Origin of the sequence: Kocuria soli, from assembly GCF_003797835.1 — a bacterium.
Taxonomy (GTDB): Bacteria; Actinomycetota; Actinomycetes; order Actinomycetales; family Micrococcaceae; genus Kocuria; species Kocuria soli.
The window spans coordinates 43,342-67,234 of the sequence record NZ_RKMF01000015.1 but is presented as its reverse complement, the minus strand read 5'-3'; the positions used below and the strand labels follow the sequence as shown (position 1 = coordinate 67,234).

The window sequence follows — 23,893 nt, the reverse complement described above, 5'->3', positions numbered from 1 at the left end:
GCTCCTTGTATACGGTGACGGCGGGGCACGGCACTGGATTCACCCCTGATTCACCAAGGTGTGGGAATCACTGGGTCCCGCGGCGTATCGAGGATCGGACCTGACACCGGTGTCAGGTGCAAGCTCTCTACCGGAGGACGAGATGCGGATCGGCGAACTGGCGGAGTCCACGGGGGTCAGCGCGCGGTCCCTGCGCTACTACGAGGCGCAAGGGTTGATCCGTTCCTGCCGGAGTCCGGGCGGGTGGCGTGATTTCGATGAGGACACCGTGGAGCGGGTGATTCTGATCCAGTACCTGTTCGCCGCGGGTTTGGGCAGCCGCACCATCGACCAGGTGCTGCCGTGTCTGGAGGCTCCCCTGGAGGAGCGGACCGGCGTGCTGGAGGACCTTTTGGAACGGGAAGTCAGCCGGTTGGAGGAGCGCCGCCGGGACCTGGACCGTGAACTCGACACCCTTCGGGCGCTGCAGTCCGAAACGCGGGTCGACACCGTGAGGACGTCATGGCGTCTTGAACCTGACACCGGTGTCAGGGCTGAGCATCAGGGCATGACGAATACATGTGACCCCGCCGAACCCACGTCCAACACCCCGGCCGTTCGGCAACTGCGCCTGGTGATCGAGGCCGCCGACTTCGACGCGGCGCGGGCGTTCTTCCAGGACGCCTTGGGAATGTCGGCCCTGGCGGCCTTCTCCGAAGCCGACGACGCACAAGTCGTCATCCTGGACGCCGGCCGCGCGACTCTGGAGATCACCAATCCCGCGCACAAACGATTCATCGACGACGTCGAGGCGGAGGGGCGGCCCAGCACCCCAATTCGTCTCGCTCTGGAGGTCGACGACACGGCGGCCGTGACGCAACGGGCGGTCGACGGCGGTGCCCAGCTGACGGCCGAGCCACGGCTGACCCCGTGGCTCTCCGTCAACGCCCGGTTGGCGGCGCCGTCCCTGCCCGACCTGGACCTCACGCTGTTCCAGGAGACCATGGAAAGCGACCACTGAGGGCCCTTCGATAACAGCCGCGTGCCCGCCACGTCATGTTCTGCCGAGCCATTGAGGGCGTACCCGGGCTGTCCTAGCCTGGCCACGTCTCACCACGGTGGGCTCGGCAACGGGAACGCGGCGATGGAGGTAGCAATGAAGAAGGCATCCACGGCAACGGTGGTCCTGGCACTCATGTTCGCCCTCTCGGCGTGCGGCGGTGGAACCGGCGGCGGTTCCGACGGTGGAACAGAAACCAGCGCGCCTGCGTCGTCGGCGTCCGCGGAATCCACTGAGTCGACAGGGTCCAGCGCGTCCACGAGCCCGAGCGCAGAGACCGGCGCCCCTGCGGCACCTACCGCAACAAGCGCGGCCCCCTCCACCGAACCCACGACGGCGGAACCCTCGGCCACGTCGTCGGCGACTCCTACGTCGTCGACCGAGCCCACGTGCTCAGGGATACCGGCGGATCAGGCAGTCGCGGACAACCTGCCTCAAGTCCCGGAGTATGACTCCGGCCTCGGAGAAACGTGGGCGTGGGACGGGCAGACCGCCGCAACGGACACGTACGACGACTGCGCCGAGCTGTCCGCCGTCGCGGTGACGGTCGAGGGGGCCACGGCTTCCTCCCCTTACCAGATCCTGCTCTTCAGCAACGGCGAGTACATCGGTACGGCCAATGATGAGGCCTATGGGTTCTCCCCGCAGATCGTCCGCGTGGACGACTCCACGCTCCAGGTGACGTACGTATGGCCCGGCCCCGAGGACGCCAACGCCAACCCGACCGAGTCCGCCGTCGCCACCTACACCGTGGACCCGGAATCCGACAGAGTGACGATGAGCGGAGAACTTCCGCCCTCCCAGTAGGTCTGCTGCCGGGGGCAGCCGGAGATCACAGTGACTTGACGACCTCGACCAGGCGGGAATCGGAGGCGTACAGGGCCTGGGTGTCGAACGTGGATGCGGTGCTCATGATCTCGTCCGCTCCGGTCCGGGTGATCAATTCCTGCAGTCGGTCCTGAACGGTGTCCTCGGTCCCGGCGATGACGAACTTCAGCGCTTGGTCCACGTACTCCGCCTCCCGGGCGGCGAGGGGAGCCGGGATCGTCGTCGTCGGCGCCAGGGGAGGGAAAGCGCCCGTGAGCCGCGACTGTGCCATGGCCCACGCCTCCGGCAGCGCGAGCTCCCGGGCTTCGGACCCCGTGTCTGCCACGAAGATCTCCGCCGAGACCACTAGATACGGTTCCGGACATTCCGCGCTCGGCCGGAACGTGGCCCGGTACTCCTCGAACGGGGCGGGATCCGCAGCGATCAGTGGACCACCGACGACGACGGGCAATCCCAGCTCGGCCGCGAACTTCAACCCGCTGCCGGTACCCAGCACGAACACGGGAATGGTGCCGGGCAGGGACGGGCGCATGGTGATGGCGGCCCGGCCCGTCAGGTAGTCGCGAAGTCTTGTGATGTCTCGGAGGAAATCGGCCGGTTCCGCCTGCGTCGTGCCCAGCGCCTCACGGACGGGTTTGGTGAACCCCAGGGAGCGGCCGACTCCAAGGTCGAAGCGTTCGCCGTGCAGCGCCGTGAGCACCGCGAACTCCTCGGCCACGACCAGCGGTCGGTGGTTGGGGAGCATGACCCCGCCGGAGCCGACGCGGATCGTGTTCGTCGTGGCGGCGACGGCCTGAGCCATGAGTGCAGGTCTGCCCGAAGCCACCCCCGGAACCCCGTGGTGCTCAGAAACCCAGAAGCGGTGGTACCCGGCGGATTCCGCGTGCTGCGCGCGGGTGACGGTCTGCGTCAACGCCGCCGCGTCGGTTTGGTATCGGCGAGTTCTGGAACGGTCCAGCATGGAAATTCGGACATTCATCAGGTGTCCCAACGGCCTTGAGTTCCGGGTGATTCCGTGCTGTCAGATTTTCCCCGCGCCCAGTCCGCCCAGGATGAAACTAACGGTCATGTCGCTGATCTCCTGCACCCGCGCGGGGTCCCGGTCGATGTGTTCGATGGTTCGCTCCATCGTGGCCACCATCAGATCCAGGACCAGTGTCAGATCGGCGGGTTCCGGAATCTCTCGTCCCGCGACAGCTTGCTGCAGCAGGTCCAAGACCACGTTGACCATGACGTTCTTCTGCGCTTCGAACAGGTCGCCGTCCGCCGCGGTCGGTCTCTGACGCAGAGCCCAGACCGCCAAGGCGCCATATGCCTTGTTGGCCACGTTCGCCAGGAGTAGCCGGATCAACCCCTCCAGCCGTTCCACGGCGGACACGGAGGTCTCTGCCACCAGTGCCCCCAGAACCGGCTGGATCGCCGTGACGGCGGCCTCGGCCGAGGCCAACAGCAGCGACTCCTTGTCCGGCGCGTAGTTGTAGATCGCCGTCCGGGCGACACCGGCCCGCTTGGCGATCTCGGCCATGGACACGGATTCGATCCCTTGCTCGGCGATGAGCTCCTGAGTGGCCTGCAGCAAGGAGGCGTAGGTCCGCTCCTTGTGCTCAGCCATGTTGGCCGCATTGATCTTCGGCACGAGCCCACCTCCTTGAATGTGTTGCACACCACATTAGGTTGTTAGGGGGCTGATTTTGCCACGGGATCCCGATCGGGCCGACGACGGCGGGTCGCAAGCCGTCGGAATCACACCGACATTCTCCTGAAAATTGCCTTTGATCAAGGAAATCTATTTAGTGTTGGATTAGCCGCTGCTGATTCTTTCGACTTAATTGCAAAAGTTGCACATTCTTAGTGAATATCTGTCAGCAAAGGGGTAGGCCTGACTGTGAGTTGACCATCCGGTGGTGCGCTTTCCTCCCTGTCCTGCCCCCGCACCCTGGGTCTGACCAGTGAGGTAGCACCATGTCGGTATCCACCAAGGACCGCAGCACACCACAACCGGATCCCGAGTTCAGGGTGGATGCCACATCCAAACAGATGGTTCTGGGCAAAGGCTGGGTTCAAGCCATTGCCATGGTCATGCTTTTCGGTTTCTTCGTCATGGGCCTGTTGGCCTATCGAACGTACTCGGCCTCCATGCCCTTGCCCGATAAGATCGTGGCCGAGGACGGAACGGTGGTGGCAACCGGTGAAGACATCACGCGCGGCCAGGAGATCTTCAATGCCCGTGGGCTCCAGGAGTACGGATCCGTCCTGGGTCACGGTGCCTACCTGGGCCCCGACTGGACGGCGGAATACCTCCGTGTGACCACAGACCGGGCGATCGAGCAGTACACGAACGACGGCGTCCAGGACCCTCAGCAGGCGGTCGAGGACGAATGGCGGACGAACCGGTACGACGAGGAAACTGGGACCTTGACCTGGACCCCCACCCAGGTCGACGGCTTCAATCACATGGAGAGCTACTACTCCGACTTCTTCGGTGAGCCGACCACCAAGAACGGTCTGCCGGCCAACATGATCACGGACCAGGACCAGATCCACGACCTGACCGCGTTCTACGCGTGGACCGCCTGGGCGGGCTCCACAGATCGGCCGGGACACGACTACTCGTACACGAACAACTGGCCCGCCGAACCGAACGTCGGCAACACCGCGACCGCCGACTTGATGATCTGGTCCGTGCTGTCCTTGGTCGTCCTTCTGGGCGGTATCGGCGTGCTGTTCGCGGTCTACGGTCGGTGGTCGGCCAAGATCGGTTGGCACGGCGACGACGCCCCCATCCTGGACTTCCGGCAGCCCGGCGAAGTGCGGCTCACGCCCTCACAACGCATGACGGTGCTGTTCTTCTCCACCATCATCGTGTTGTTCCTGGCTCAAGCGCTCCTGGGCGCTCTGACAGAGCACTACCGCGTGGAACTGACCGGCTTCTTTGGCTTCGACATGTCGCAGATCCTGCCTTACAACCTGGCACGCACGTGGCACGTTCAGCTGTCCCTGTTCTGGACAGCCGCGGGCTTCCTGGCCGCGGGTATCTTCCTGACGCCGTTCATCGCCCGTCGGGAACCCAAGAAGCAGGGGCTCCTGACCGTGCTCCTGTACGTGGCGGTCGTGATCGTCGTCGTCGGAACGTTGTTGACAACGTTCCTGTCCGTCCACGGAATCACGGAACCAGGGTCCTGGCTGTCCCAGCAGTGGGAGTACCTGGACCTGCCGCGGCTGTTCCAGATCCTGCTCACGGTGGGCATGTTCATCTGGATCGCGATCGTCTACCGCGGCATGCGCGCCAGGTTGCGCGGGGAGCACAAGGGCAACATGCCCTGGCTGTTCTTCTTCGCGGGCCTGGCCATTCCGGCGTTCTACGCCGTCGGGATGCTGGCGAGCACGGACACACACTTCTCCGTCGCGGATTTCTGGCGCTTCTGGGTGGTCCATCTGTGGGTGGAGGACTTCCTGGAACTGTTCACCACGGTGATGGTGGCCTACATCTTCGTGCTGCTGGGTGTGGTCCGGGAGCGCATCGCGATCGCCATCATCTACATGGACATCATCCTGTACTCCGTGGGTGGCGTGATCGGCACCATGCACCACCTCTACTTCTCCGGAACCCCGGTGGAGCACATGGCACTGGGCGCGTTCTTCTCCGCGGCCGAGGTCATCCCGCTGACGTTCCTGACGGTCGAGGCATGGGGCTTCATGCAACTCGGGTCCCGCCAGCACTCGAACCGGACCAAGCCGTTCCCGCACCGTTGGGCGGTCATGTTCCTGGTGTCGGTGGGCTTCTGGAACTTCCTGGGCGCGGGAATCTTCGGGTTCCTGATCAACATGCCGATCGTGTCCTACTACCAAATCGGTACCGCACTCACCGCCAACCACGCACACGGCGCCATGATGGGCGTGTACGGGTTCCTGGCGATCGGCATGGCGGTCTTCGCCCTGCGCTACGTCATCCCGCCGGAGAAGTGGCCCGAGAAGTGGATGGGGTTCTCCTTCTGGGCGCTGAACATCGGCTTGCTGTGGATGGTCTTCGTCTCCCTCATGCCGCTGGGGGTCGCCCAGCTCTACCACTCGGTCTCCGAGGGGTACTACGAGGCACGGTCGCTGGGCTACCTGACTGAACCCGGCAACGTGGTGGTCGAGTGGCTGCGCATGCCAGGCGACGTGATCTTCCTGGTCGGCATCGTTCCGCTGCTCTACCTGGCCTTCCTGGGACTCAAGTACTTCCTGCGCAAGAGCCCGGGGGAGGACGGCACCACCACGCCGTTGTACGAAGAGATCACCCCCGCCAAGTTGGCGGAGTTCGACGCCGAGGAGCGGGTGGAGGCCACCGCCACGAGCGAACGCACGCCATACCGTTCGGACCGTCAACTCCGGGAAGCCGACAAACCGCGGGGACGGTACCGGTCGGACCGGGAGGCACAGGACCGACCCATGGGCCGGGCCGATGACCCGGACGATCCCAACAGTTCGGACCTGTGACCGGAATGGATCAGATCTCACTGCTGACATGGGGCCTGTGCCTCTACGGTCTGGCGTTGGCCGCCGCCGCCTGGGGATTCGACATCCTGGCGCGGCGCACGTCCCAACGGGCGGTGGCCTGGCGGACCAACGGCTTCGTCTACCACGAGAGTCACGACGCCTGGCTGTGCCCGGAAGACCAATGGTTGTGGCCCACGTCCTTCGACCCGGACAACCGCGTCATGCGGTATCGCGGCAAGGCCGACATCTGCAATGCCTGCCCGGTCAAGGACACCTGCACCGTGTCCGACCACGGCAAGCAACTGACCCGAGAAGTGGACCCGTGGCCGCATTCCGAGAACGGCCGGTTCCATCGCGGCGTGGCCGTGGCTGTGGGAGCCATGGGCGTGATCATGCTGTTGGCCGGCATGCTCATGGCCACCACGGGCCTTGAAGTGTTGGTGCTGGCGGTCACCGCGTTCGTCGTCGCCGTCGTGTGTGCGCCCCTGGTGATCCATCTGGTGCGAACCCCGACCGGGGCTCCCGATCACATCGTTCACCACAACGACCGTGAGGCTCTGCAGGCTATGACCACGGATCGCTTCGCCGCCAAGTGGGGTGGAGATTCGCGGGGCAACGACGCCGTGTGGGGCGGTGTCACGCGGGAGCGGCTGCCCATCGAACCGGTGCAACGCTCTGCGTCCGATACCAGTACCGTCCGAAAGGGGAAGTGATGCCCGCGTCCGCGGTCATAGCCGTTCTGTGTGTCCTGCTGGTCATCGTGGTGATCCTGCTGGTGAGCCTGCGGGTGATTCCGCAGTACCAGCGCGCGGTGGCCTTCCGGTTCGGCCACGTGAAGCCGCTGTACGGGCCGGGGCTCAAGGTGGTGCTGCCGCTGATCGATTCCCTGCACCGGGTGGACCTGCGCACCATCACGCTCACCATTCCGCCGCAGGAGATCATCACCAAGGACAACGTGCCCGCTCGCGTCAACGCCGTGGTCATGTTCCGCGTGGTGGACCCCCAGAAGGCTGTGCTGGAGGTGGAGAACTACGCGGTGGCCACCTCGCAGATCGCGCAGACGTCCCTCCGGTCCCTCCTGGGGCGCGTTGATCTGGACACACTGCTGGCCCATCGGGACGACTTGGGGTCAGATCTTCGGGAGATCATCGCCCGCCAGACAGGGCCCTGGGGCGTGGAGGTTGTGATCGTGGAGATCAAGGACATCGAGATCCCGGAGGCCATGCAGCGTGCGATGGCGCGTGAAGCGGAGGCGGAGCGCGAGCGCCGCGCCAAGGTGATCAATGCCCACGGTGAGCTGCAGGCCTCCGCCGAGCTTCGCGATGCCGCCGAGACGCTGTCCCAGGCTCCCGCCTCCATCCAACTGCGCTACCTGCAGACCCTGCTGGAGCTCGGCGCGGACCAGAACTCCACCGTGGTGTTCCCGTTGCCCGTGGACATCATGTCCGGGCTGACCAAGATGCTGGGGTCCGAGGGGCAACCCGGCAGCCAGGGCGACCACTGACCGGTGTCCGGAGCAGGTGGTCTAGCCTGAGTCGATGCACAGGATCTTCACCACCAGCGTCGCCTCCGTCTATCCGCACTACGTCACCAAGGTCGAGAAGAAGGGGCGTACCCGGGAGGAACTGGATGAGGTGATCCGCTGGCTCACCGGCTTCACGCAGGACGAGCTCCAGGCGCACCTGGATCAAGAGACCACGTTCGAGGACTTCTTTGCCGACGCCGATCTCAATCCCAACGCCCCGTTGATCAAAGGCGTGGTCTGCGGGGTCCGCGTGGAGGACGTCGAGGATCCGCTCATGCAGAAGATCCGGTACCTGGACAAGCTGGTGGACGAACTGGCCAAGGGCAAGGCCATGGAGAAGGTCCTGCGAGGGTGACCTTCTGCGCCTGCCAGTCCTCGGCCGCCGTGGTCGGGGTCGAGGGTCCAACCGACCTCGGCACCCGATAGTCTCGTGCGATGACGAATCCCCAGCCCATCGCGCTCGTGACCACCGGCGGCACCATCGACAAGATCTACTCCCTGACCGGCGACTTGGAGATCGGGGAGCCCGCAGCGTTGGAGATCCTGTCCGTCGTCAGGCCGACCGTTCCCGTCACCGCGGAGCCGGTCCTGCGCAAGGACAGCCTGGACATCACCGACGACGACCGGCAGACCCTGTTCGAGCGGGTCGAAGCCCTGCCCAACACGCGTGTGGTCATTACGCACGGCACGGACACGATGACCGACACCGCGGAGTACCTCCGGACGCACGGCACCGCGCTCGCGGACAAGACCATCGTGTTCACGGGCGCCATGCAGCCCGCGTCCCTTCGCGTCACGGATTCGCAGTTCAACCTGGGTACCGCGTTCGCGGCGGTGCAGCTCCTCGACCCAGGGATCTACCTGGCGATGAGTGGCCGCGTGTTCCCCGTGGGCGCTGTGGTCAAGGACCGAGACCGCGGTCAGTTCGTGGACCTCGTCGTTCCGGAGAACTGAACGGCCCCGTTTCGCTCCGTTCGTGCCGACCACACCACTAAGCGTCGACCGCACACGTTATGGCGTGTGCGGTCGACGCTTAGTGGTGTGGTCGAGGGACTGAGGGCGGGTGGCCGGGCTGTCAGTTCGGGGAAACCTGGGCGGCAAGATCGGCCACCGACTCCACCAAGTCCGTGAGACCCGGTTCCTCGATGGGGAAATGCCCGCACCCACGCAACATGACCACTCGTGTGGGTCCGGACAACCGCCGCAAGAAGCGGGTGCTGAGTTCCACCGGTGTCCACGCATCCTGTGCCGGGTGGGTCAGGAGCAGCGGTTTGGTGAAGTCCTCCGGTGCGCTGTGTCGATGGGTCATGTAGGACCGGAAGAACCGAAGTGGGACCTTGGCGCCCCCGCCTCTCGGGTCCAATGCACACAACTTGGAAAGGTCCGGGTTGCGGCTCATCTTGGACAGGTCCGCCACCCACCGCATCGGGATCATGAGGTCGCCCACGCGTCCGCGGAGCAACCGCAGGAACGGAGGCCCCAGGACGGCCAGGGGTCCGAACCGCGTCATGCGTGCGCGTGCACGCCAGTCGGCTGGGTCCAAGAGGCAGGTTGCTGCCACAGCGACCACGCGATCGGAGCGGTGAGCCACCTCGTACGCGATCAACCCGCCGATGCTCGCACCGAGCAGCAGGACGGGCCGTTCGTCGTCGTCGGCGTCCAGGAGATCCTGGAGGAGGTCCAGCCACAAGTCGTAGGTGACCTTCTGCGGGGTGGGTGATTCGGTTCGCCCGTAGAGCGGGAGATCGATCGCCGTCACGTCAAGTCCGTGGTCCGCCAACTGGGCCACCGTGGGCCACAGCGCCGCACTGTGTGCGCCGGCCCCGTGCACGACGACGACGCGCACGGGACTGTCGCAACGGGCCCTGGCGACGTGAACGCGATGCCCGGTCCACGACCACCAGTCGTGGACCGGATCAATCGCGGCCGCGGCTCGACGGGGTTCCGGGAGGAATGCGGCGTACTGAGCTTCCGACACGTTCCGAATCTACCGGCCTGAGTGGGCAGCGCCAGCGACCCCGATCATCGACCACACCACTAAGCGTCGACCGCACACGTTATGGAGTGTGTGGTCGACGCAAAGTGGTGTGGTCGAGGGGACGGAAGGGTCAGCGGACTCCGCGCATCATCTTGGTGATCGAGCGCGACAGCACCAGCAGGATCACGCCGATGCCGATGGTCACGGCACCCAGGGTGCCGAAGTACGCGGCCTCGGTCTCGGCGCTGTAGAACGTCGCCAGGGAGCCCGACAGCGCGGTGCCCAGCGCCACGGCCAGGTAGTTCAGGGCCACCATCTGCACGGGGAACGACGTCGGCGCGAGCTTGGTCGACAGCGACAGGCCCACGGGGGAGACCAGCAGCTCGCCGATCGTCGCCACCAGCATGATCAGTGCGATCCACATGACTGCCACCATGGCAACGTTCACCTGGCTGAGGAAGATCAGGAACGCGGAACCCATCAACACGATGCCCAGCCCGAACTTGGTGGGCGTGGACGGCTGGCGGGTGCCGAGCTTGGTCCACAGGGCCGCGAACACGGGCGCCAGCACGATGATGAAGAACGGGTTGAAGGACTGGACCCAGGAGATGGGCATCTCCCAACCGAACAGCGACCGGTCCAGGCGGGTGTCCGCGTAGATCGTGAGCACCGTGAACTGCTGCTGGAACAGCGCGAAGAACGCCGCCTCACCGATGAACAGCGGGATGAAGGACAGGACGCGGGAACGCTCGTCACCGTCGACCTTGCTGCTGCTCAGCAGCAGCGTGAACACACCGATCGCCGCGATCACGATCAGGGTCACGATCACGTTGGCCAGATTGGCGGCGTTGAGGAGGCCCGTGACCACGGCAATTGCGATCAGAACGACGGCGACGACGACGATCCCGATCCACTTGGGGTACTGGGAACGAGGCAGCGGATCCGGAACGTGGTGAGCCGATTCGGGCATCGCACCGCGGGTCAACCAGTACTGCGCCAGACCGATGGCCATGCCGATCGCGGCCAGTCCAAAGCCCAGGTGGAAGCCCCAGGACTGCTGAACCAGACCGGTGAGCAGCGGGCCGAACAGACCGCCGATGTTGACGCTCATGTAGAACAGCGAGAAGCCGGCGTCGCGGCGCGGGTCCGTGCGCTCGTACAGGCCACCCACCAGGTTGGTGATGTTGGCCTTGAGCCCTCCTGAACCGACGGCGACCAGCATCAGACCGACGGCCAGGCCCGCCACGCCCGGTAGCAGCGCCAGCGCGATGTGGCCGGCCATGATCATGAGGGCGCTGACGAACATGGCCCGTTCGGAGCCCATCAGGCGGTCAGCCACCCAGGCGCCGACGATGGTGAACAGGTACACGCTGCCGCCGTAGGCTCCGACGATGCCTGCGGCGACCGACTGGTCGATTCCCAAGCCACCGTCGGTGGTCTGGAAGTACATGTAGATCAGGACGATGCCCTGCATGCCGTAGAAGGAGAATCTCTCCCACAGCTCCACGTTGAACAGTGAGGCCAACATTCTGGGCTGGCCGAGGAAGGTTTTCTGGTCATTCTGACCAGGGTGGTTGTTGGTGGGGGACGGAGTGGCCGCGGGGTCAGCGGCGGTCTGTCCCCGGTTTTCAGGGGGTTGAATCGATGAATTCATGCGTCTACCTTCCGCCTCCTGCCCGCGATTGCACAGCAGGCATGCGGGACGGAGCCACGGTTTTCTCAGGCGGTCCGCACGACCATCTTTCCGGTGTTGGCCCCGCGCATCATGTCCAGGAAGGCGTCAACGGCGTGGTCGATTCCGTCCACCACCGTCTCGTCGTAGGCAATCTTTCCCTGCCCGAACCACTGCGCCATGCGCTGGTTGAACTCCGGCGCCAGGTCCATGTGGTCACCCAGGGTGAAGCCCCGGAGCGACAGGCCCTGCTGGATGATCTTGACCATGTTCTTGGGTCCCGGCACGGGCTCGTCCGAGTTGTACGCGGCGATCGCCCCGCACATTGCCACCCGTCCGTCCCGGTTCAACGTCCCCAGTGCCGCCTCCAGGTGGTCGGCCCCCACGTTGTCGAAGTACACGTCAATGCCCTGCGGCGCGGCAGCCGCCAACTGCTCTGCCACCGGTGCGTCCTTGTAGTTGAAGGCGGCGTCGTACCCGTACTTGGTGGTCAGCAGATCGACCTTCTCGGGTGAACCGGCGGAGCCGATGACGCGCGCCGCCCCGAGCAGGCGAGCGACCTGCCCGGCGGCCGTCCCAACCGCTCCGGCGGCGCCCGAGATGAACACCGTGTCCCCTTGCCGCACGGGCGCAATGCGGGTCAGACCCACATAGGCGGTCAGCCCGGTCAGCCCCAGAACGCCCAGATACAGGGACAGCGGTGCTCCGGGGAGTTCGGGAACCACACGGAACTTCTCGGCGTCGTCCTGCGCGATGTCCCGCCACCCGAGCTGGTGGAGCACGACGGCGCCGACGGGGACGTCGTCGTCCGTGGATTCGACCACCCGGCCGATCGCACCGCCGGTCATGGTTTCGCCGAGTTCGAAGGGCGGGACGTAGCTCTTGGCGTCGTTCATCCGGCCGCGCATGTAGGGGTCCACGGAGATGAACTCGTTGCGGACCCGGACCTGCCCGGGGGTCAGTTCGCCGTAGGAGACGGTGGCGGTGCGGAAGTCCTCCGCGGACGGCCAGCCGGTGGGGCGGCGAACGAGCTGGATCTGTGTGCTGTCAACGGAAGTCATGAGTCCTCCAGGGGTTGAGGTCGTGCGGAATCTGCGGGTGATTGAGGGTGGCGTGGGTACGACGGCGCAGGCCGCCGGCAGGCCTCAGGCGGCCAGGCCGATCCCCAGGGCAATCACGCCGAGCAGCGGAAGGGTCAGTTGTTTAAGCGCAGCCGAGGTCTTGGTGCGGTCGGACATCAGGAGCACCAGCCCAGCGGCGACCATGGATCCGGCGCCCGTGAAGATCAGGGTTGCGCCGACGGCGGTCGACCCCAGTGCCATGACGACCAGCCCCAGGAACACCGCGACGGCCAGGAACAAGTTGTAGAAGCCCTGGTTGAACGCCAACGACTTGGTGGACTCCGCGAACTCGGCGGAGGGGAGCCCGAAGGTGCGCCGGGCTGCGGGGCCGGTCCAGGCCAGGGACTCCAAGTAGAAGATGTAGACGTGAATCAGGGCTGCCAACCCGGTCAGGATCAGGCCGATGACGGTCATGGAATACCTTTGCTCGAAAGTTGAGGGGGGCCGAACAGAGCGGAGAGTCGCTGAGCGGGCCCATTAATTTGAACAGATCGTTCCAATATATGCTGATCTCGCGCGACCGCAACAACGGGGGAAGGCTCGCGCGGGTCGAGCACCAGAGGCGGAGAGGGCGGATTCATGGGCCGGGCGCAGAGCTTTGACACGGACACGGTGGTTCGCGCTGCGCTGGGCGTGTTCTGGGAGCTGGGCTTTGAGGCGGCTTCCCTCCCGGATCTGGAGCGCGCAACCGGGCTGAACCGTTCCAGTCTCTACAACTCGTTCGGAAACAAGCGAGGACTTTTCGACGCGGCGGTGGAGGACTACCTGGACCGCGTGGTCCGGCCCCGACTGGCACCGTTGACGGGACGGGACGTGGCACCGGAGGCCGTCGTGGACTATCTGCGTCAGCTGCGGGCGTCCCTGGCCACGCCGGGCTCCTTGCCCGCCAGGTTCGGGTGCCTGCTGGTCAGTGTGGCCGGTGCTCCGCTGGGTCAGGACGACGTGGTGCGGGGCGTGATCTCCGGATACCGAACCGAGATGCTGGCCGCCATGACCCGGGGCGTGCAGGCGCACGCCCCGGACCTGTCCGACGAAGAGTTGCGGCAACAGGCCGAGACCACGGCGGGGCTGATCATCGCGGCCCTCGCCATGGCCCGGGTGGATCGGGACGCGGCTCTGGCCAGCCTGGACGCCGCCCTGTGGCACCTGGGAAATCACTGACCCGAGTTATGGGCGGTGCCGATTCAGGGTTCGGCGGGCCTAACGGGTGAACTCACCGGTCGCTGGTCGGAACCCGCGGTCCCGTGTGACCAATTGCCCCTGGAAGGCACTTTCCCGTAATGGTTCGCATGCGTAAACTCATGCGCTAGGAAATGCTTCCCGAGCCAATACCCGAGCCAACACCAGCGCCAGTATTCAAGCCAGTCGCCAAGGATCCAGAATCAGTACACGTACCGATGCTCCCTCACAGGGTCTCCGCGGAGGCCCCACCCGCCGCACCGAGATCCAGGGGCTGCGGGGTCTGGCGATCCTCCTGGTTGTCGGTTTCCACCTGTGGGGGACCGGAGTCTCCGGCGGGGTCGACGTGTTCTTCGTGGTCTCGGCCTATCTCCTGACGCTTTCCTTCACGCGCAAGGCGGAGAGCGGCAAGCCGCTGGACCTGCTGCACTACTGGTCACGGACGTTCGTACGCCTGCTGGTGCCGGTCGGAATCGTCCTGCTGAGTGTCCTGGTCGCCGCGATCGCCTTCTATCCCCGCTCGCGCTGGGAAGCCCTGTGGGAGCAGCTGCTGGCGGCGGCGACCTACCGCCTCAACTGGAATCTCGCGGAGCGATCCGTGGACTACTACGCCGGTGGAGGGGTCAATTCCAGCTCCGTCCAGCACATGTGGTCCCTGGCTGTTCAGGGCCAGGTCTTCGTGATCTTCCCGCTGCTGATCGCACTGGCGCTGCTGGTGGCCAGATGGACCAACAGATCCTTCCGAACCGTGGCCGTCGTGGTCTTCGGTGCGGTGTTCGTGGTCTCCCTGACCACCTCCGTCCTGGTTACGCGACTGGATCCCGCGCCCAATTACTTCGACACCCGTTTGCGCCTGTGGGAGTTCGCCCTGGGGGCGCTGGTTGCGCTGGTCGTCACCCGTCCGCTGCCGCGCCGCCTGGCGGTTGTGCTGGGGTGGACGGGCCTGGTCGCGGTGGTCAGCACCGGATTTGTGGTGGGGCCGAACGCGCTGTTCCCGGGATGGGTGGCGATCATCCCCACTGTGGGTGCCGCACTTCTTCTGATGGCCAAGGACGACGGCGGAGATCACGGTGCGCACGTGCCTCTCCGGGTGCGGTGGCTCACCTGGATCGGTGACCGTTCCTACGGGATCTACCTGTGGCACTGGCCGATGATGATCACCTACCTGTTGCGCACCGGCGCCCAGGACGTGCCGATCCACGTGGGGTTGGCGATCTTCGGTCTGTCGGTCGTGCTGTCCCTGGGGACGGAGCAGGCCGTCGCGTTCGTGACCCGGCCGCGATCTGCCAAGCAGAAGGCGTCCACGCGTCGGGAACTTGTGCGGCTGGTCGCCGTCGTCGGTGTCGTGGCCTTGCCCGTGACGGCGGCGCAGGCCTGGACGGACAGCCGAGCCCGTGCCCAGGCGTCCTACGAGCGCACCGCCGAGAACTATCCGGGGGCGGCCGTGCCGGCCGGAACCTACGACGAAACGGCGCTGCCGGACCTGGAACCGATCCCCATGTGGTCGGAGGTGAACGCGGAATGGGGCAGCCCGGGGGAGGCGTGTACGGAGGAGCAGCTTCCGGACAGCTTCCAAGACAACTCGGAGTGCTTCGTCTACGAACCCGAGACCCAGGATGGCGGAACGGGTGAGGGTGCCGAGCCGCAGCGGACCGTGGTGTTGTTGGGCGATTCGCACGCCAAGCAGCTCTCCGAACCGTTGAAGGCCGTGGCGGACGAGCAGAACTGGCGCGTCGTCAGCTATCTGTACCCGGCCTGCCGGTACGCGGGGGAGACCGAGGGCAACACGGAGGAGTGCAACCGGTTCAACGCCGCAGCGCAGGAGGCGGTGCTCGAACTCGAACCGGACGCCGTGATCGCCCAGGGCACCCGCTCGACGATGGATGGCGACCGCGAGGAGCTGGTGGCCAACTGGTACGAAGGGGTGGAGCCGTTCGAGGACGCGGACATCCCCGTGGTGAGCGTGCGCGACAACCCGCGCTGGGACCGGGACATGTACGAATGCGTGGACCTCTACGGCGAGCACAGCCCCCTGTGCTCCGATTCCGCCGAGGACGCCCTGAGTGGGCAGGAGATCGTGGACGCGTGGGGCGAGGAGAACCCCGGGGTGCCGCTCGTGGACCTGACGGACCTCTACTGCCCTGACGGACACTGCGGTCCGGTGGTGGGCAACGTGATGGTCTATCGGAACATGGACCACATCACCCGGACGTTCGGCCTGACCACGGCGCCGGTCCTGGAGGAACGTCTGCTCGACGCGCTCCACTGGTGACGCCGCCCGTGATCGCGGCAGCCTTGCCGCGGATCGCGGCAGCGGTCGTGACGTTTCATGACGCCTCGAACTGCGGGGAACCCGCGCGAGGTGTCGGCCGTGTGGGGGTAGGGAGTGGGTCCAGCTGTCCCCATTTTCCGGGACGCAGGATTCCTCGGGGGAGGGGCCGACGCGGGCGGATTCGCCCGTCAACAGTGCCTCGGCGCCGAATGGGCGGGGATCCGCAGACTAGTGGGCATGCATGGAGTCGCCGCTGGGCCGTGCGGTCGAGGAGACGGGAGTCTGTCAGGCTTTCACCAACGGCTCGACTTCTTCAGAGACCTCCGGGAAGCGTCCATCGTTGACCCGGAATCCGTGAGCGGGCTATGGCGTGCAAGGCATCGGGGGGTGCCTGCACGGTGAGTGGCTCGCCGCATCCGGGGGGAGAGCCGGCGAGCTGAGGGGTTGGGATCGGTCGGGGGGCCGATCCCAACCCCCACGCATTTCCTGACTCACACCGGCATCACCCGGAAGGCGATTCCACAGGGCGGATGACCGCCTGTTGTGTTGTCCGTGCACCTTGCCAGACTGGTCGCATGGCATCCCCGACTCCGCCCCTTGACCAAGCGCTGTACGCGCAGGCCGTCGATCTGCTGCGCGCGCTCACCGGTCGGCCCGATGCCACGTTCCACCCCGGTCAGTTCGAGGCCATCCAGGCACTGGTCGCCCAGGGGCGCCGAGCGCTGGTGGTTCAACGCACGGGCTGGGGGAAGTCCGCGGTGTACTTCATCGCATCCTTGCTCCTGCGCGCACGGGGCCGGGGGCCCACGCTCATCGTGTCCCCGCTGCTGGCACTCATGCGTGACCAGGTCGCGGCTGCAGCTCGCGCGGGCGTCCGGGCCGCCTCCATCAGTTCCGCGAACGCCACGGAGTTGGGCGAGATCCTCGGTCGGCTGGACTACGACGACGTCGACGTCCTGCTGATCTCACCTGAACGGCTCAACAACGCCCGGTTCCGGGACGAGCAGTTGCCGCAGCTCGTGCAGCGCATGGGGCTCCTGGTGATCGACGAGGCTCACTGTATCTCCGACTGGGGACACGACTTCCGGCCGGATTACCGCAGAATCCGTGATCTGATCGGGCGGCTGCCCACAACCGTGCCCGTCCTGGCCACCACGGCCACCGCCAACCAGCGGGTGGTCCACGACGTGGAGGAACAACTGGGCGTGGGGCTCGTGTCCCAGGACCGTGAGCCGGTGCTCACCCTGCGCGGGCCCCTGGCCCGTGAGTCCTTGCGCCTGGGGGTCCTGCGTCTGCCGTCGAACACGGTGCGGCTCGCCTGGTTGCTGGAACACCTGGGGGAGTTCGAGGGGTCCGGAATCGTGTACGCCCTCACGATCAGCGCGGCCGAGGACACCGCCCATGCCCTGCGGGAAGTGGGCTACCAGGTGGAGGCCTACACGGGCAGGACCGATCCGGCCGATCGGGAGCGGCTCGAGCTGGCTCTCAAGGACAACCAGGTGAAAGCACTCGTGGCCACCTCTGCCCTGGGAATGGGTTTCGACAAACCCGACCTGGGGTTCGTGGTGCACCTGGGGGCGCCGTCGTCACCCGTGGCCTACTACCAGCAGGTCGGCCGTGCGGGCCGTGCCACGGAGCGCGCGGACGTGCTCCTGCTGCCGGGGACCGAGGACCGGGAGATCTGGGAGTACTTCGCCACCGCGTCCATGCCCACGGAGGCCAAGGCGCAGGCCGTGTTGAAAGAGCTGGGTGCGGCCGAGCGTCCGCTCAGCGTCGGGGCTCTCGAAGCGCGGGTGGACATCAAACGGTCGCCCCTGAACATGCTGCTGCGGGTCCTGGCCGTGGACGGCGCCGTCGAACAGGTCCAGGGCGGATGGCAGTCCACCGGACAGCCCTGGAGCTACGACGCCGAACGGTACGGCCGGATCCGTCAGGCCCGGATCGACGAGCAGAACGCCATGCTGGACTACGAGAACAAGCCCACCTGCCGCATGCAGATGCTCGTGGAGCAACTCGACGACCCCCAGGCGGAGCCCTGCGGGCGGTGCGACAACTGCGCCGGGCCCTGGTATCCCACGGAGGTCAGCCGTGCGGCCTCCGAATCTGCGACGGCCACGTTGAAGCGAGTGGGCGTTGCCATCGATCCGCGGGCGCAGTGGCCGGTGGGCATGGACCGACTGGGGGTTCCCCTCAAGGGCAACATTCCTCCCGCCGAACGCGCCTCGGAAGGACGCGCGGTGGCCCGACTCACGGACCTGGGGTGGGGTAATCGTCTGCGCGAGATCTTCCACACCGATGAGCAGGGCCGCCCCGTGGACCAGGACGTCGATCAGGCGCTGGGGCGGGCCTGCGTGGAGGTCCTGGCCCAGTGGAGTCATGACCGTTGGGGTGGGGCTGGGCGACCCGCCGGCATCGTGGCCATGCCGTCCCTTGCAAGGCCCCGTCTTGTGCATTCCCTGGCTCAGGGACTGGCGGCAGCCGGGCACCTGCCGTATCTCGGTGACTTGGGTCTGGTTGAGGGGCATCCAGGTGGCGGCGGGGGTAACGGCGCCTACCAGTTGGCTGCGGTGTGGGGGAAGTTTGTGGTGACCCCGGACCTTCGCCAGGCCTTGGAGCAGATCGACGGGCAGCCCGTGTTGCTGATCGACGACCTGGTGGACAGCAGGTGGTCGCTGACCGTGGCCGTCCGCGAACTCCGCCTGGCCGGGAGCGGACCGGTGCTGCCGTTCGTGCTCGCCTCCCGGGGGTGACGGCCCGCCTGACCGACCACGTGGTTTTGACCCGAGTCACGCGCTCCGACTAGCATGGCACGTGCTGTTTCCTATCGGGGTCCATGACCTCCGCGGGGTGCAGCGGGGAGACGTGCCAGAGCGGCCGAATGGACTTCACTGCTAATGAAGGATCCGGGGAAACCTGGATCGAGGGTTCAAATCCCTCCGTCTCCGCCGATCGAAGTGGATCTGACCGGGGTCGATGTCCTGCCGCATGGTGGACATCGACCCCGGTCTTTTCGTTTCGCCACTGGGGCCGGGCGGCCGGTGTGCGGCGGGGTCACGCACTTCCTATCCTGGAACGTTGCTCCGAGTTCACCCGCGACGCAGCGGGGATTCTCCGGCATCGACGAGATGCACCGGGCGGGCCCGAACACCTGGATGGGAGCCACACGTGCCAGCCGACCCGCGATCGTTGACCACCCCCGAGGCCGCCCAGGGCCCCGGGATCTCCGGGACCCGGCCGCTCGAGAAATCCGGCCTGGACGGCGACTTGACCAAGATCCAGGACGCCCACGCGCTCCCAACCCAGGACGTGGAGCAGTGTCTGGCCGTGGACCCGCACCGGGGGTTGTCCACCGAGGAGGTCAGCCGTCGTCGTGATGTGCTGGGGCCCAACAAGCTCCCGGATCTGCCGCGCGACAGCGTCATCGTCCGCTTCCTGCGGCATTTCAACGACGTTCTGATCTACGTCCTCCTGGCTGCGGCCGTCCTCACGGCCGTGCTGCAGGAATGGGTGGACACCGGCGTGATTGTTCTGGTCGTGGTGATCAACGCGGTGATCGGCTTCGTCCAGGAAGGCCGGGCGGAGAAGGCGCTGGAAGGCATCCGCCAGATGCTCTCGGCCAGCGCGAGTGTGCGTCGGGACGGCCTGTGGTCCACCGTCGAAGCGGAGGACTTGGTACCCGGCGACATCGTTCGCCTGAGTGCGGGGGACCGGGTCCCCGCGGACATTTGACTCCTGGAGGCCGCCAACCTGACCGCGGAGGAATCCGCGTTGACCGGTGAATCCGTCCCGGCGGACAAGACGACGGCCGCCGTGGAGAAGGACGCACCCCTGGGGGACCGCACCGGAATGCTGTTCTCCAGCTCGATGGTGGCCTCCGGGTCGGGCACCGGCGTCGTCGTCGCCACCGGGGCACAGGCCGAGATCGGGCGCATCAACGCCATGATCTCGGGGGTGGAAACCCTGGAGACCCCGCTGACCCGGCAGATCGCGTCGTTCAGCACGTGGCTGTCAGCCATCGTGTTCATCGCCTCGCTCGTGCTGATCGCGGTGGGTCGGTTGCTTCACGGGACGGACCTGGTCGACCTGCTGCTGGCCGCCGTCGGATTCGCCGTCGCCGCGATTCCCGAAGGGCTCCCGGCACTGATCACGATCACCCTGGCGCTGGGCGTGCAGACCATGGCCAGGCAGAAGGCGATCACGCGCAAACTGCCCGCCGTGCAGACCCTGGGCAGCGTGACCACCATCTGCTCCGACAAGACGGGCACCCTCACCAAGAACGAGATGACCGTGGTCAAGGGTGTGGTCGGTGACCTCGAATTCGACGTTTCCGGGGCCGGCTACGAACCCCGCGGATCCGTCACGGCGGGCGGGCAGGACCTGGACCTGGACCTGTCCCACCCCGGCATCCGCCCCCTGGTGGAGGCAGTAGGGACGGTCAACGACGCCGATCTGACCGAGAACGGCGACGGCTGGACGATCGTCGGCGAGCCCACGGAAGGTGCCCTGCGCACGTTCGCCGCCAAGCTCGACCTGGACCACCAGGCCGCCCGGCGCCACGCCACCCTGCCGTTCAGCTCGGACTACAAGTTCATGGCCGCGGCCCTGGACCTCCCCGACCGGGAAGACACCTACGTGCTGGTCAAGGGCGCACCGGACGTGCTCCTTGCGCGGTCAACCACCCAGATCGAGGCGGACGGGCAGCGCTCCGAACTCCAACTGGAGACCTGGCAACAGCGGATCGAGGACCTCAGCAACCAGGGCCTCCGCGCCCTGGCGGCCGCACGGAGAACGGCCTCCGACCAGGACACGGGAGAAATCACCCCGGATTCCCTGGGCCACGAGCTGCAGTTCCTCGGCCTGGTGGGCATCGTGGATCCGCCCCGCGAGGAAGCCATGGCCGCGGTGCGCAGCTGCCGGGACGCGGGGATCGTCGTCAAGATGATCACCGGGGACCACGCGGGCACTGCCACCGCGATCGTCCGGCAGATGTGCATCGACGACGGCGCAGGTGCGGTCACGGGCGTCGAACTCGAGGCGGCCGACGATGCCACCTTGCAGCACCTGGCCCTGACGCACAACGTGTTCGCGCGGACCAGCCCCGAACACAAACTGCGCCTGGTCAGGGCGCTGCAGGACCACGGTGACGTCGTGGCCATGACCGGCGACGGCGTCAACGACGCCCCCGCTCTCCGGCGCGCTGACGTGGGCGTGGCCATGGGCATCAAGGGCACCGAGGTGACCAAGGAATCCGCCGAAGTGGTCCTGGGGGACGACAACTTCGCCACGATCGAGACCGCCGTGGAGGAAGGTCGGCGGATCTACGACAACCTGCGCAAAGCCATCGTGTTCATCCTCCCGACCAACGGCGCCCAGTCGCTCGTGATCCTCCTGGCCGCCCTTCTGGGGTGGATGCTCCCGCTGACGCCGCTGCAGATCCTCTGGGTCAACATGGCGGTGGCGGTGACTCTTGCCTTTGCCTTTGCCTTCGCCTTCGACACCCGGCCCCTGGGAGCGGATGCTTTGCTCATTGCGACGGCGATGGGTGCGGCCGTGTTCGTGATCGTGGAGGTGACCAAGGCCCTGACCAACGCCGTGGTCAGCCGGAGGAAGCGGGCTACAGCGTCCCCGTGACGCAGCGCCACAGGAACTCGGAGGACAACGCGTGCGAGCGGGCGGCCTGCTTGTTGTCGCCCGCTCCCGCGTGGCCACCTTCCAGGGTCTCGTGGAACCACACCCGTTCGTGGCCCTGCTCCTGCATCAACGCGGCCATCTTGCGCGCCTGCACCGGGCCCACCCGGTCATCGCTCGTGGCGGTCCAGAACAGGACCGGCGGGTAGTCGGCATCCGCCCGCACCAGGTGGTACGGGGAGAAGGTGCGGATGAACTCCCACTCCTTCGGGTCCTCCGGGTCCCCGTACTCGGCGACCCAGGAGGTTCCCGCGGACAGTTTGGTGTAGCGGCGCATGTCCAATAGGGGCACGCCGCAGGAGATACCGCCGAACAGGTGCGGATAGGTCGCGAGCATGTTCCCCACCAGCAGCCCACCGTTGGAACCGCCCGAACAGGCCAGCGACGCCGGACTGGACACCCCGCGGTCGTGCAGGTCCTGGGCCACGGCGGCAAAGTCCTGGTAGGCGCGGTGTCTGTTCTTCTTGAGGGCAGCACGGTGCCACTCGGGTCCGAATTCACCACCGCCGCGGATGTTGGCCACCACGTACACACCGCTGCGACCGGCGGCCACGGGCCCGTCGTCGGCTCCGTCGTCGTCGTTGCCGGGGGTGAAGGCCCGGGTCAGCCAGGAGCGGCCGGTGACCCCGGAATAGGCGGGTGTGCGGGAGACCTCGAACCCTCCGTACCCGGAGAGCAGGACGGGATTGCGGCCGTCCAGCGGCAGCTCGGCGGGCCCCACCTGGTAGTACGGGACGCGGGTTCCGTCGGCTGAGGTGGCCCAGTGCTGCTCCACGCGCAGCCCGTACGCGTCGAAGAACGACGGCGCCCGCTTCACCTCCCGCGGAGCCTCGTCCCGGGTGGGGTCGGCGCCGAGTGTGCCGCGCATGATCGTGGTCGGCCGGAGGAACCCCGAGGTCGAGACCCAGATGTCGTTGCCGTCCCGCGGATCCTCGTCGTCGACGGCCCAGACGCTGGTCGAGTGGTGGGCCAGGGCGGTGGCCAGGGGGCGGGAGGTCCAGGTGCCCGGTTCGACCACGCGCACCTCGGAGGAGACGTCGTGCAGCAGCTGCAGGACCAGTCGATCCGCGGTCCACGACCATCCCTGAAGACTCACGTGCGGGTCCGGTTCGAACACCACGTGAAGATCGCGGTCACCCGCCTGGTACCGATCGAACTCGGCGGCCAGCAGCGTGCCCGGGGCGAACGTGCGGCCTTCGAGCTCCCAAGCCTCCTGCGGACGAAACAGCACCCACTGCTTGTGGATGTCCACCTCCACGGATTCCGGGACCTCCACCGGCACCGGATGCCCCGCGGCGTCGAAGACGTAGGTCACGGAGCGGAAGAAGTCGATCACGTCCAAGGCCAGCGTGCGTTCGTGTCCGGGCGTGTGATCGTGACCGGCCCAGGCCTGCACGTGGTCGTGGGCCACCTCGAAGACCACCGGAGCCTCGGTGAGCCCCGTCCCGCGGGACAGACGACGAACCTGCGCGGGGTAGGAGGAGGCAGTCAATGATCCCGGACCGGCCTCCGTGGCCACCAGGAGGGTGTCGGCATCCAGCCAGGACGCGGAGGTCTTGGCCACCGGGATGTCGAACCCGCCGTCGGAGGGGTCCACGAAGGAACGGGTGACCAGGTCGAATTCACGCACCCTGCGGGCATCGCCGCCGTCGGGGCTCAGCGAGATCAGCGCACGGCGCCACTGCCCGTCCGTGTAGCGCGGACGCAACAGCCGTGACCCCGCCCAGACCCACGGCGTGCCCTCCCGCTCGGAGAGTTCGTCAAGGTCCAACAGGACGTCCCACTCGGGGCGCTCGCTGATCCACGACTCCCAAGAGGTCCTGCGGAACAGACCCCGCGGGTGATCTGCGTCGCGCCAGAAGTTGTAGTAGAAGTCGCCCTGCTTGGAGACCATGGGGATCTTGTCCGTGGAGTCCATGACCTCCAACGCACCGGCCTCCAGCCGCAACAGATCGTCTGTGACCAGCAGGGATTCGGTGCGTCGATTCTGTTTCTCGACCCATGAGAGTGGCTCGGTGCCGTGGATCTCTTCGAGCCACAGGAAATCGTCAGGATGGTGATGGGTCATGCCGTCGAGCCTATGCGTGACCGTGCCCGTTCCGGCGTGGTTCT

The 23,893-nt window shown here is 66.5% G+C and carries 17 protein-coding genes, 1 tRNA gene and 1 pseudogene; 12 read left to right on the top strand and 7 right to left on the bottom strand.

All coding sequences use genetic code 11. From position 1 onward, the window contains the following. Positions 1-142 precede the first annotated feature (142 nt). Both EDL96_RS13795 and EDL96_RS11380 read left to right on the top strand, forming a co-directional pair. Positions 143-1,000, top strand: coding sequence for a MerR family transcriptional regulator (locus tag EDL96_RS13795; protein ID WP_233568855.1), 858 nt, complete (start codon positions 143-145; stop codon positions 998-1,000). A 135-nt stretch (positions 1,001-1,135) separates the two neighbouring features. Next, the gene (locus EDL96_RS11380) at positions 1,136-1,846 is read left to right on the top strand and encodes an LppP/LprE family lipoprotein (RefSeq protein WP_199732600.1); all 711 of its coding nucleotides are present in this window, start codon (positions 1,136-1,138) and stop codon (positions 1,844-1,846) included. A gap of 25 nt (positions 1,847-1,871) precedes the next feature. Here EDL96_RS11380 and EDL96_RS11375 read toward each other — a convergent pair whose 3' ends face one another. Together EDL96_RS11375 and EDL96_RS11370 are read right to left on the bottom strand one after the other, a co-directional pair. Next, positions 1,872-2,846: an MsnO8 family LLM class oxidoreductase gene (locus EDL96_RS11375; protein ID WP_123826222.1), complete on the bottom strand. Its 975-nt coding sequence runs from the start codon at positions 2,844-2,846 to the stop codon at positions 1,872-1,874. 42 nt (positions 2,847-2,888) lie between these two features. After that, entirely contained in the window at positions 2,889-3,503 is a 615-nt protein-coding gene (locus tag EDL96_RS11370; RefSeq protein ID WP_123826220.1) for a TetR/AcrR family transcriptional regulator, read from the bottom strand. 401 nt (positions 3,504-3,904) lie between these two features. On the opposite strand from EDL96_RS11370, the gene EDL96_RS11365 reads away from it, so the two are divergent. The 5 genes from EDL96_RS11365 to EDL96_RS11345 all read left to right on the top strand — a co-directional run bounded on the left by EDL96_RS11365 (position 3,905) and on the right by EDL96_RS11345 (position 8,825). Beyond that, positions 3,905-6,346 carry a nitric-oxide reductase large subunit gene (locus EDL96_RS11365; protein WP_233568862.1) on the top strand — a complete coding sequence of 814 codons (2,442 nt, stop codon included), beginning with the start codon at positions 3,905-3,907 and terminating at the stop codon, positions 6,344-6,346. Between the two features lie 5 nt (positions 6,347-6,351). Continuing rightward, positions 6,352-7,059, top strand: a complete 708-nt coding sequence (locus EDL96_RS11360; protein ID WP_233568854.1) for a transposase — start codon at positions 6,352-6,354, stop codon at positions 7,057-7,059. Further along, a complete protein-coding gene (locus tag EDL96_RS11355; protein WP_123826216.1) occupies positions 7,059-7,850 on the top strand; it encodes a slipin family protein in 792 nt (263 codons plus the stop codon). The genes EDL96_RS11360 and EDL96_RS11355 overlap by 1 nt, the downstream gene beginning before the upstream one ends. 34 nt (positions 7,851-7,884) lie before the next feature. Then, positions 7,885-8,226: a DUF2200 domain-containing protein gene (locus EDL96_RS11350; protein WP_123826214.1), complete on the top strand. Its 342-nt coding sequence runs from the start codon at positions 7,885-7,887 to the stop codon at positions 8,224-8,226. A gap of 80 nt (positions 8,227-8,306) precedes the next feature. Continuing rightward, positions 8,307-8,825: an asparaginase domain-containing protein gene (locus EDL96_RS11345; RefSeq protein WP_123826212.1), complete on the top strand. Its 519-nt coding sequence runs from the start codon at positions 8,307-8,309 to the stop codon at positions 8,823-8,825. Between the two features lie 121 nt (positions 8,826-8,946). Here EDL96_RS11345 and EDL96_RS11340 read toward each other — a convergent pair whose 3' ends face one another. From EDL96_RS11340 to EDL96_RS11325, 4 genes are all read right to left on the bottom strand, one after another. Next, positions 8,947-9,849, bottom strand: a complete 903-nt coding sequence (locus EDL96_RS11340; protein WP_123826210.1) for an alpha/beta hydrolase — start codon at positions 9,847-9,849, stop codon at positions 8,947-8,949. A gap of 130 nt (positions 9,850-9,979) precedes the next feature. Further along, positions 9,980-11,503, bottom strand: a complete 1,524-nt coding sequence (locus EDL96_RS11335) for a peptide MFS transporter (protein WP_123826208.1) — start codon at positions 11,501-11,503, stop codon at positions 9,980-9,982. A gap of 65 nt (positions 11,504-11,568) precedes the next feature. Beyond that, entirely contained in the window at positions 11,569-12,582 is a 1,014-nt protein-coding gene (locus EDL96_RS11330; protein ID WP_123826206.1) for an NADP-dependent oxidoreductase, read from the bottom strand. Between the two features lie 84 nt (positions 12,583-12,666). After that, complete coding sequence (locus tag EDL96_RS11325; RefSeq protein ID WP_123826204.1) at positions 12,667-13,056, bottom strand: DUF1304 domain-containing protein; 390 nt, start codon at positions 13,054-13,056, stop codon at positions 12,667-12,669. A 165-nt stretch (positions 13,057-13,221) separates the two neighbouring features. Here EDL96_RS11325 and EDL96_RS11320 point away from each other — a divergent pair, with 165 nt between their 5' ends. From EDL96_RS11320 to EDL96_RS14090, 5 genes and pseudogenes are all read left to right on the top strand, one after another. After that, positions 13,222-13,803: a TetR/AcrR family transcriptional regulator gene (locus tag EDL96_RS11320; RefSeq protein ID WP_123826202.1), complete on the top strand. Its 582-nt coding sequence runs from the start codon at positions 13,222-13,224 to the stop codon at positions 13,801-13,803. Positions 13,804-13,996: 193 nt separating this feature from the next. After that, positions 13,997-16,093: an acyltransferase family protein gene (locus EDL96_RS11315; RefSeq protein ID WP_123826200.1), complete on the top strand. Its 2,097-nt coding sequence runs from the start codon at positions 13,997-13,999 to the stop codon at positions 16,091-16,093. Positions 16,094-16,668: 575 nt separating this feature from the next. Beyond that, on the top strand, positions 16,669-18,843 hold the full coding sequence (locus EDL96_RS11310; protein ID WP_123826198.1) for a RecQ family ATP-dependent DNA helicase: 2,175 nt from the start codon (positions 16,669-16,671) through the stop codon (positions 18,841-18,843). Positions 18,844-18,949: 106 nt separating this feature from the next. Next, positions 18,950-19,038, top strand: a tRNA-Ser gene (locus EDL96_RS11305). A gap of 28 nt (positions 19,039-19,066) precedes the next feature. Further along, positions 19,067-21,724 (top strand): annotated as a pseudogene (locus EDL96_RS14090) (HAD-IC family P-type ATPase). On the opposite strand, the gene EDL96_RS11295 reads toward EDL96_RS14090, so the two are convergent. Then, entirely contained in the window at positions 21,708-23,849 is a 2,142-nt protein-coding gene (locus tag EDL96_RS11295) for a prolyl oligopeptidase family serine peptidase (RefSeq protein ID WP_123826196.1), read from the bottom strand. The pseudogene EDL96_RS14090 and the gene EDL96_RS11295 overlap by 17 nt on opposite strands. Positions 23,850-23,893: the final 44 nt, after the last annotated feature.

What these genes read in the sequence shown, in the direction of transcription:
- EDL96_RS13795 (WP_233568855.1), top strand. Translation starts at nt 143, where the DNA reads ATGCGGATCGGCGAACTGGCGGAGTCCACGGGGGTCAGCGCGCGGTCC.
- EDL96_RS11380 (WP_199732600.1), top strand. Translation starts at nt 1,136, where the DNA reads ATGAAGAAGGCATCCACGGCAACGGTGGTCCTGGCACTCATGTTCGCC.
- EDL96_RS11375 (WP_123826222.1), bottom strand. Translation starts at nt 2,846, where the DNA reads ATGAATGTCCGAATTTCCATGCTGGACCGTTCCAGAACTCGCCGATAC.
- EDL96_RS11365 (WP_233568862.1), top strand. Translation starts at nt 3,905, where the DNA reads ATGGTTCTGGGCAAAGGCTGGGTTCAAGCCATTGCCATGGTCATGCTT.
- EDL96_RS11360 (WP_233568854.1), top strand. Translation starts at nt 6,352, where the DNA reads ATGGATCAGATCTCACTGCTGACATGGGGCCTGTGCCTCTACGGTCTG.
- EDL96_RS11355 (WP_123826216.1), top strand. Translation starts at nt 7,059, where the DNA reads ATGCCCGCGTCCGCGGTCATAGCCGTTCTGTGTGTCCTGCTGGTCATC.
- EDL96_RS11350 (WP_123826214.1), top strand. Translation starts at nt 7,885, where the DNA reads ATGCACAGGATCTTCACCACCAGCGTCGCCTCCGTCTATCCGCACTAC.
- EDL96_RS11345 (WP_123826212.1), top strand. Translation starts at nt 8,307, where the DNA reads ATGACGAATCCCCAGCCCATCGCGCTCGTGACCACCGGCGGCACCATC.
- EDL96_RS11335 (WP_123826208.1), bottom strand. Translation starts at nt 11,503, where the DNA reads ATGAATTCATCGATTCAACCCCCTGAAAACCGGGGACAGACCGCCGCT.
- EDL96_RS11330 (WP_123826206.1), bottom strand. Translation starts at nt 12,582, where the DNA reads ATGACTTCCGTTGACAGCACACAGATCCAGCTCGTTCGCCGCCCCACC.
- EDL96_RS11325 (WP_123826204.1), bottom strand. Translation starts at nt 13,056, where the DNA reads ATGACCGTCATCGGCCTGATCCTGACCGGGTTGGCAGCCCTGATTCAC.
- EDL96_RS11320 (WP_123826202.1), top strand. Translation starts at nt 13,222, where the DNA reads ATGGGCCGGGCGCAGAGCTTTGACACGGACACGGTGGTTCGCGCTGCG.
- EDL96_RS11310 (WP_123826198.1), top strand. Translation starts at nt 16,669, where the DNA reads ATGGCATCCCCGACTCCGCCCCTTGACCAAGCGCTGTACGCGCAGGCC.
- EDL96_RS11295 (WP_123826196.1), bottom strand. Translation starts at nt 23,849, where the DNA reads ATGACCCATCACCATCCTGACGATTTCCTGTGGCTCGAAGAGATCCAC.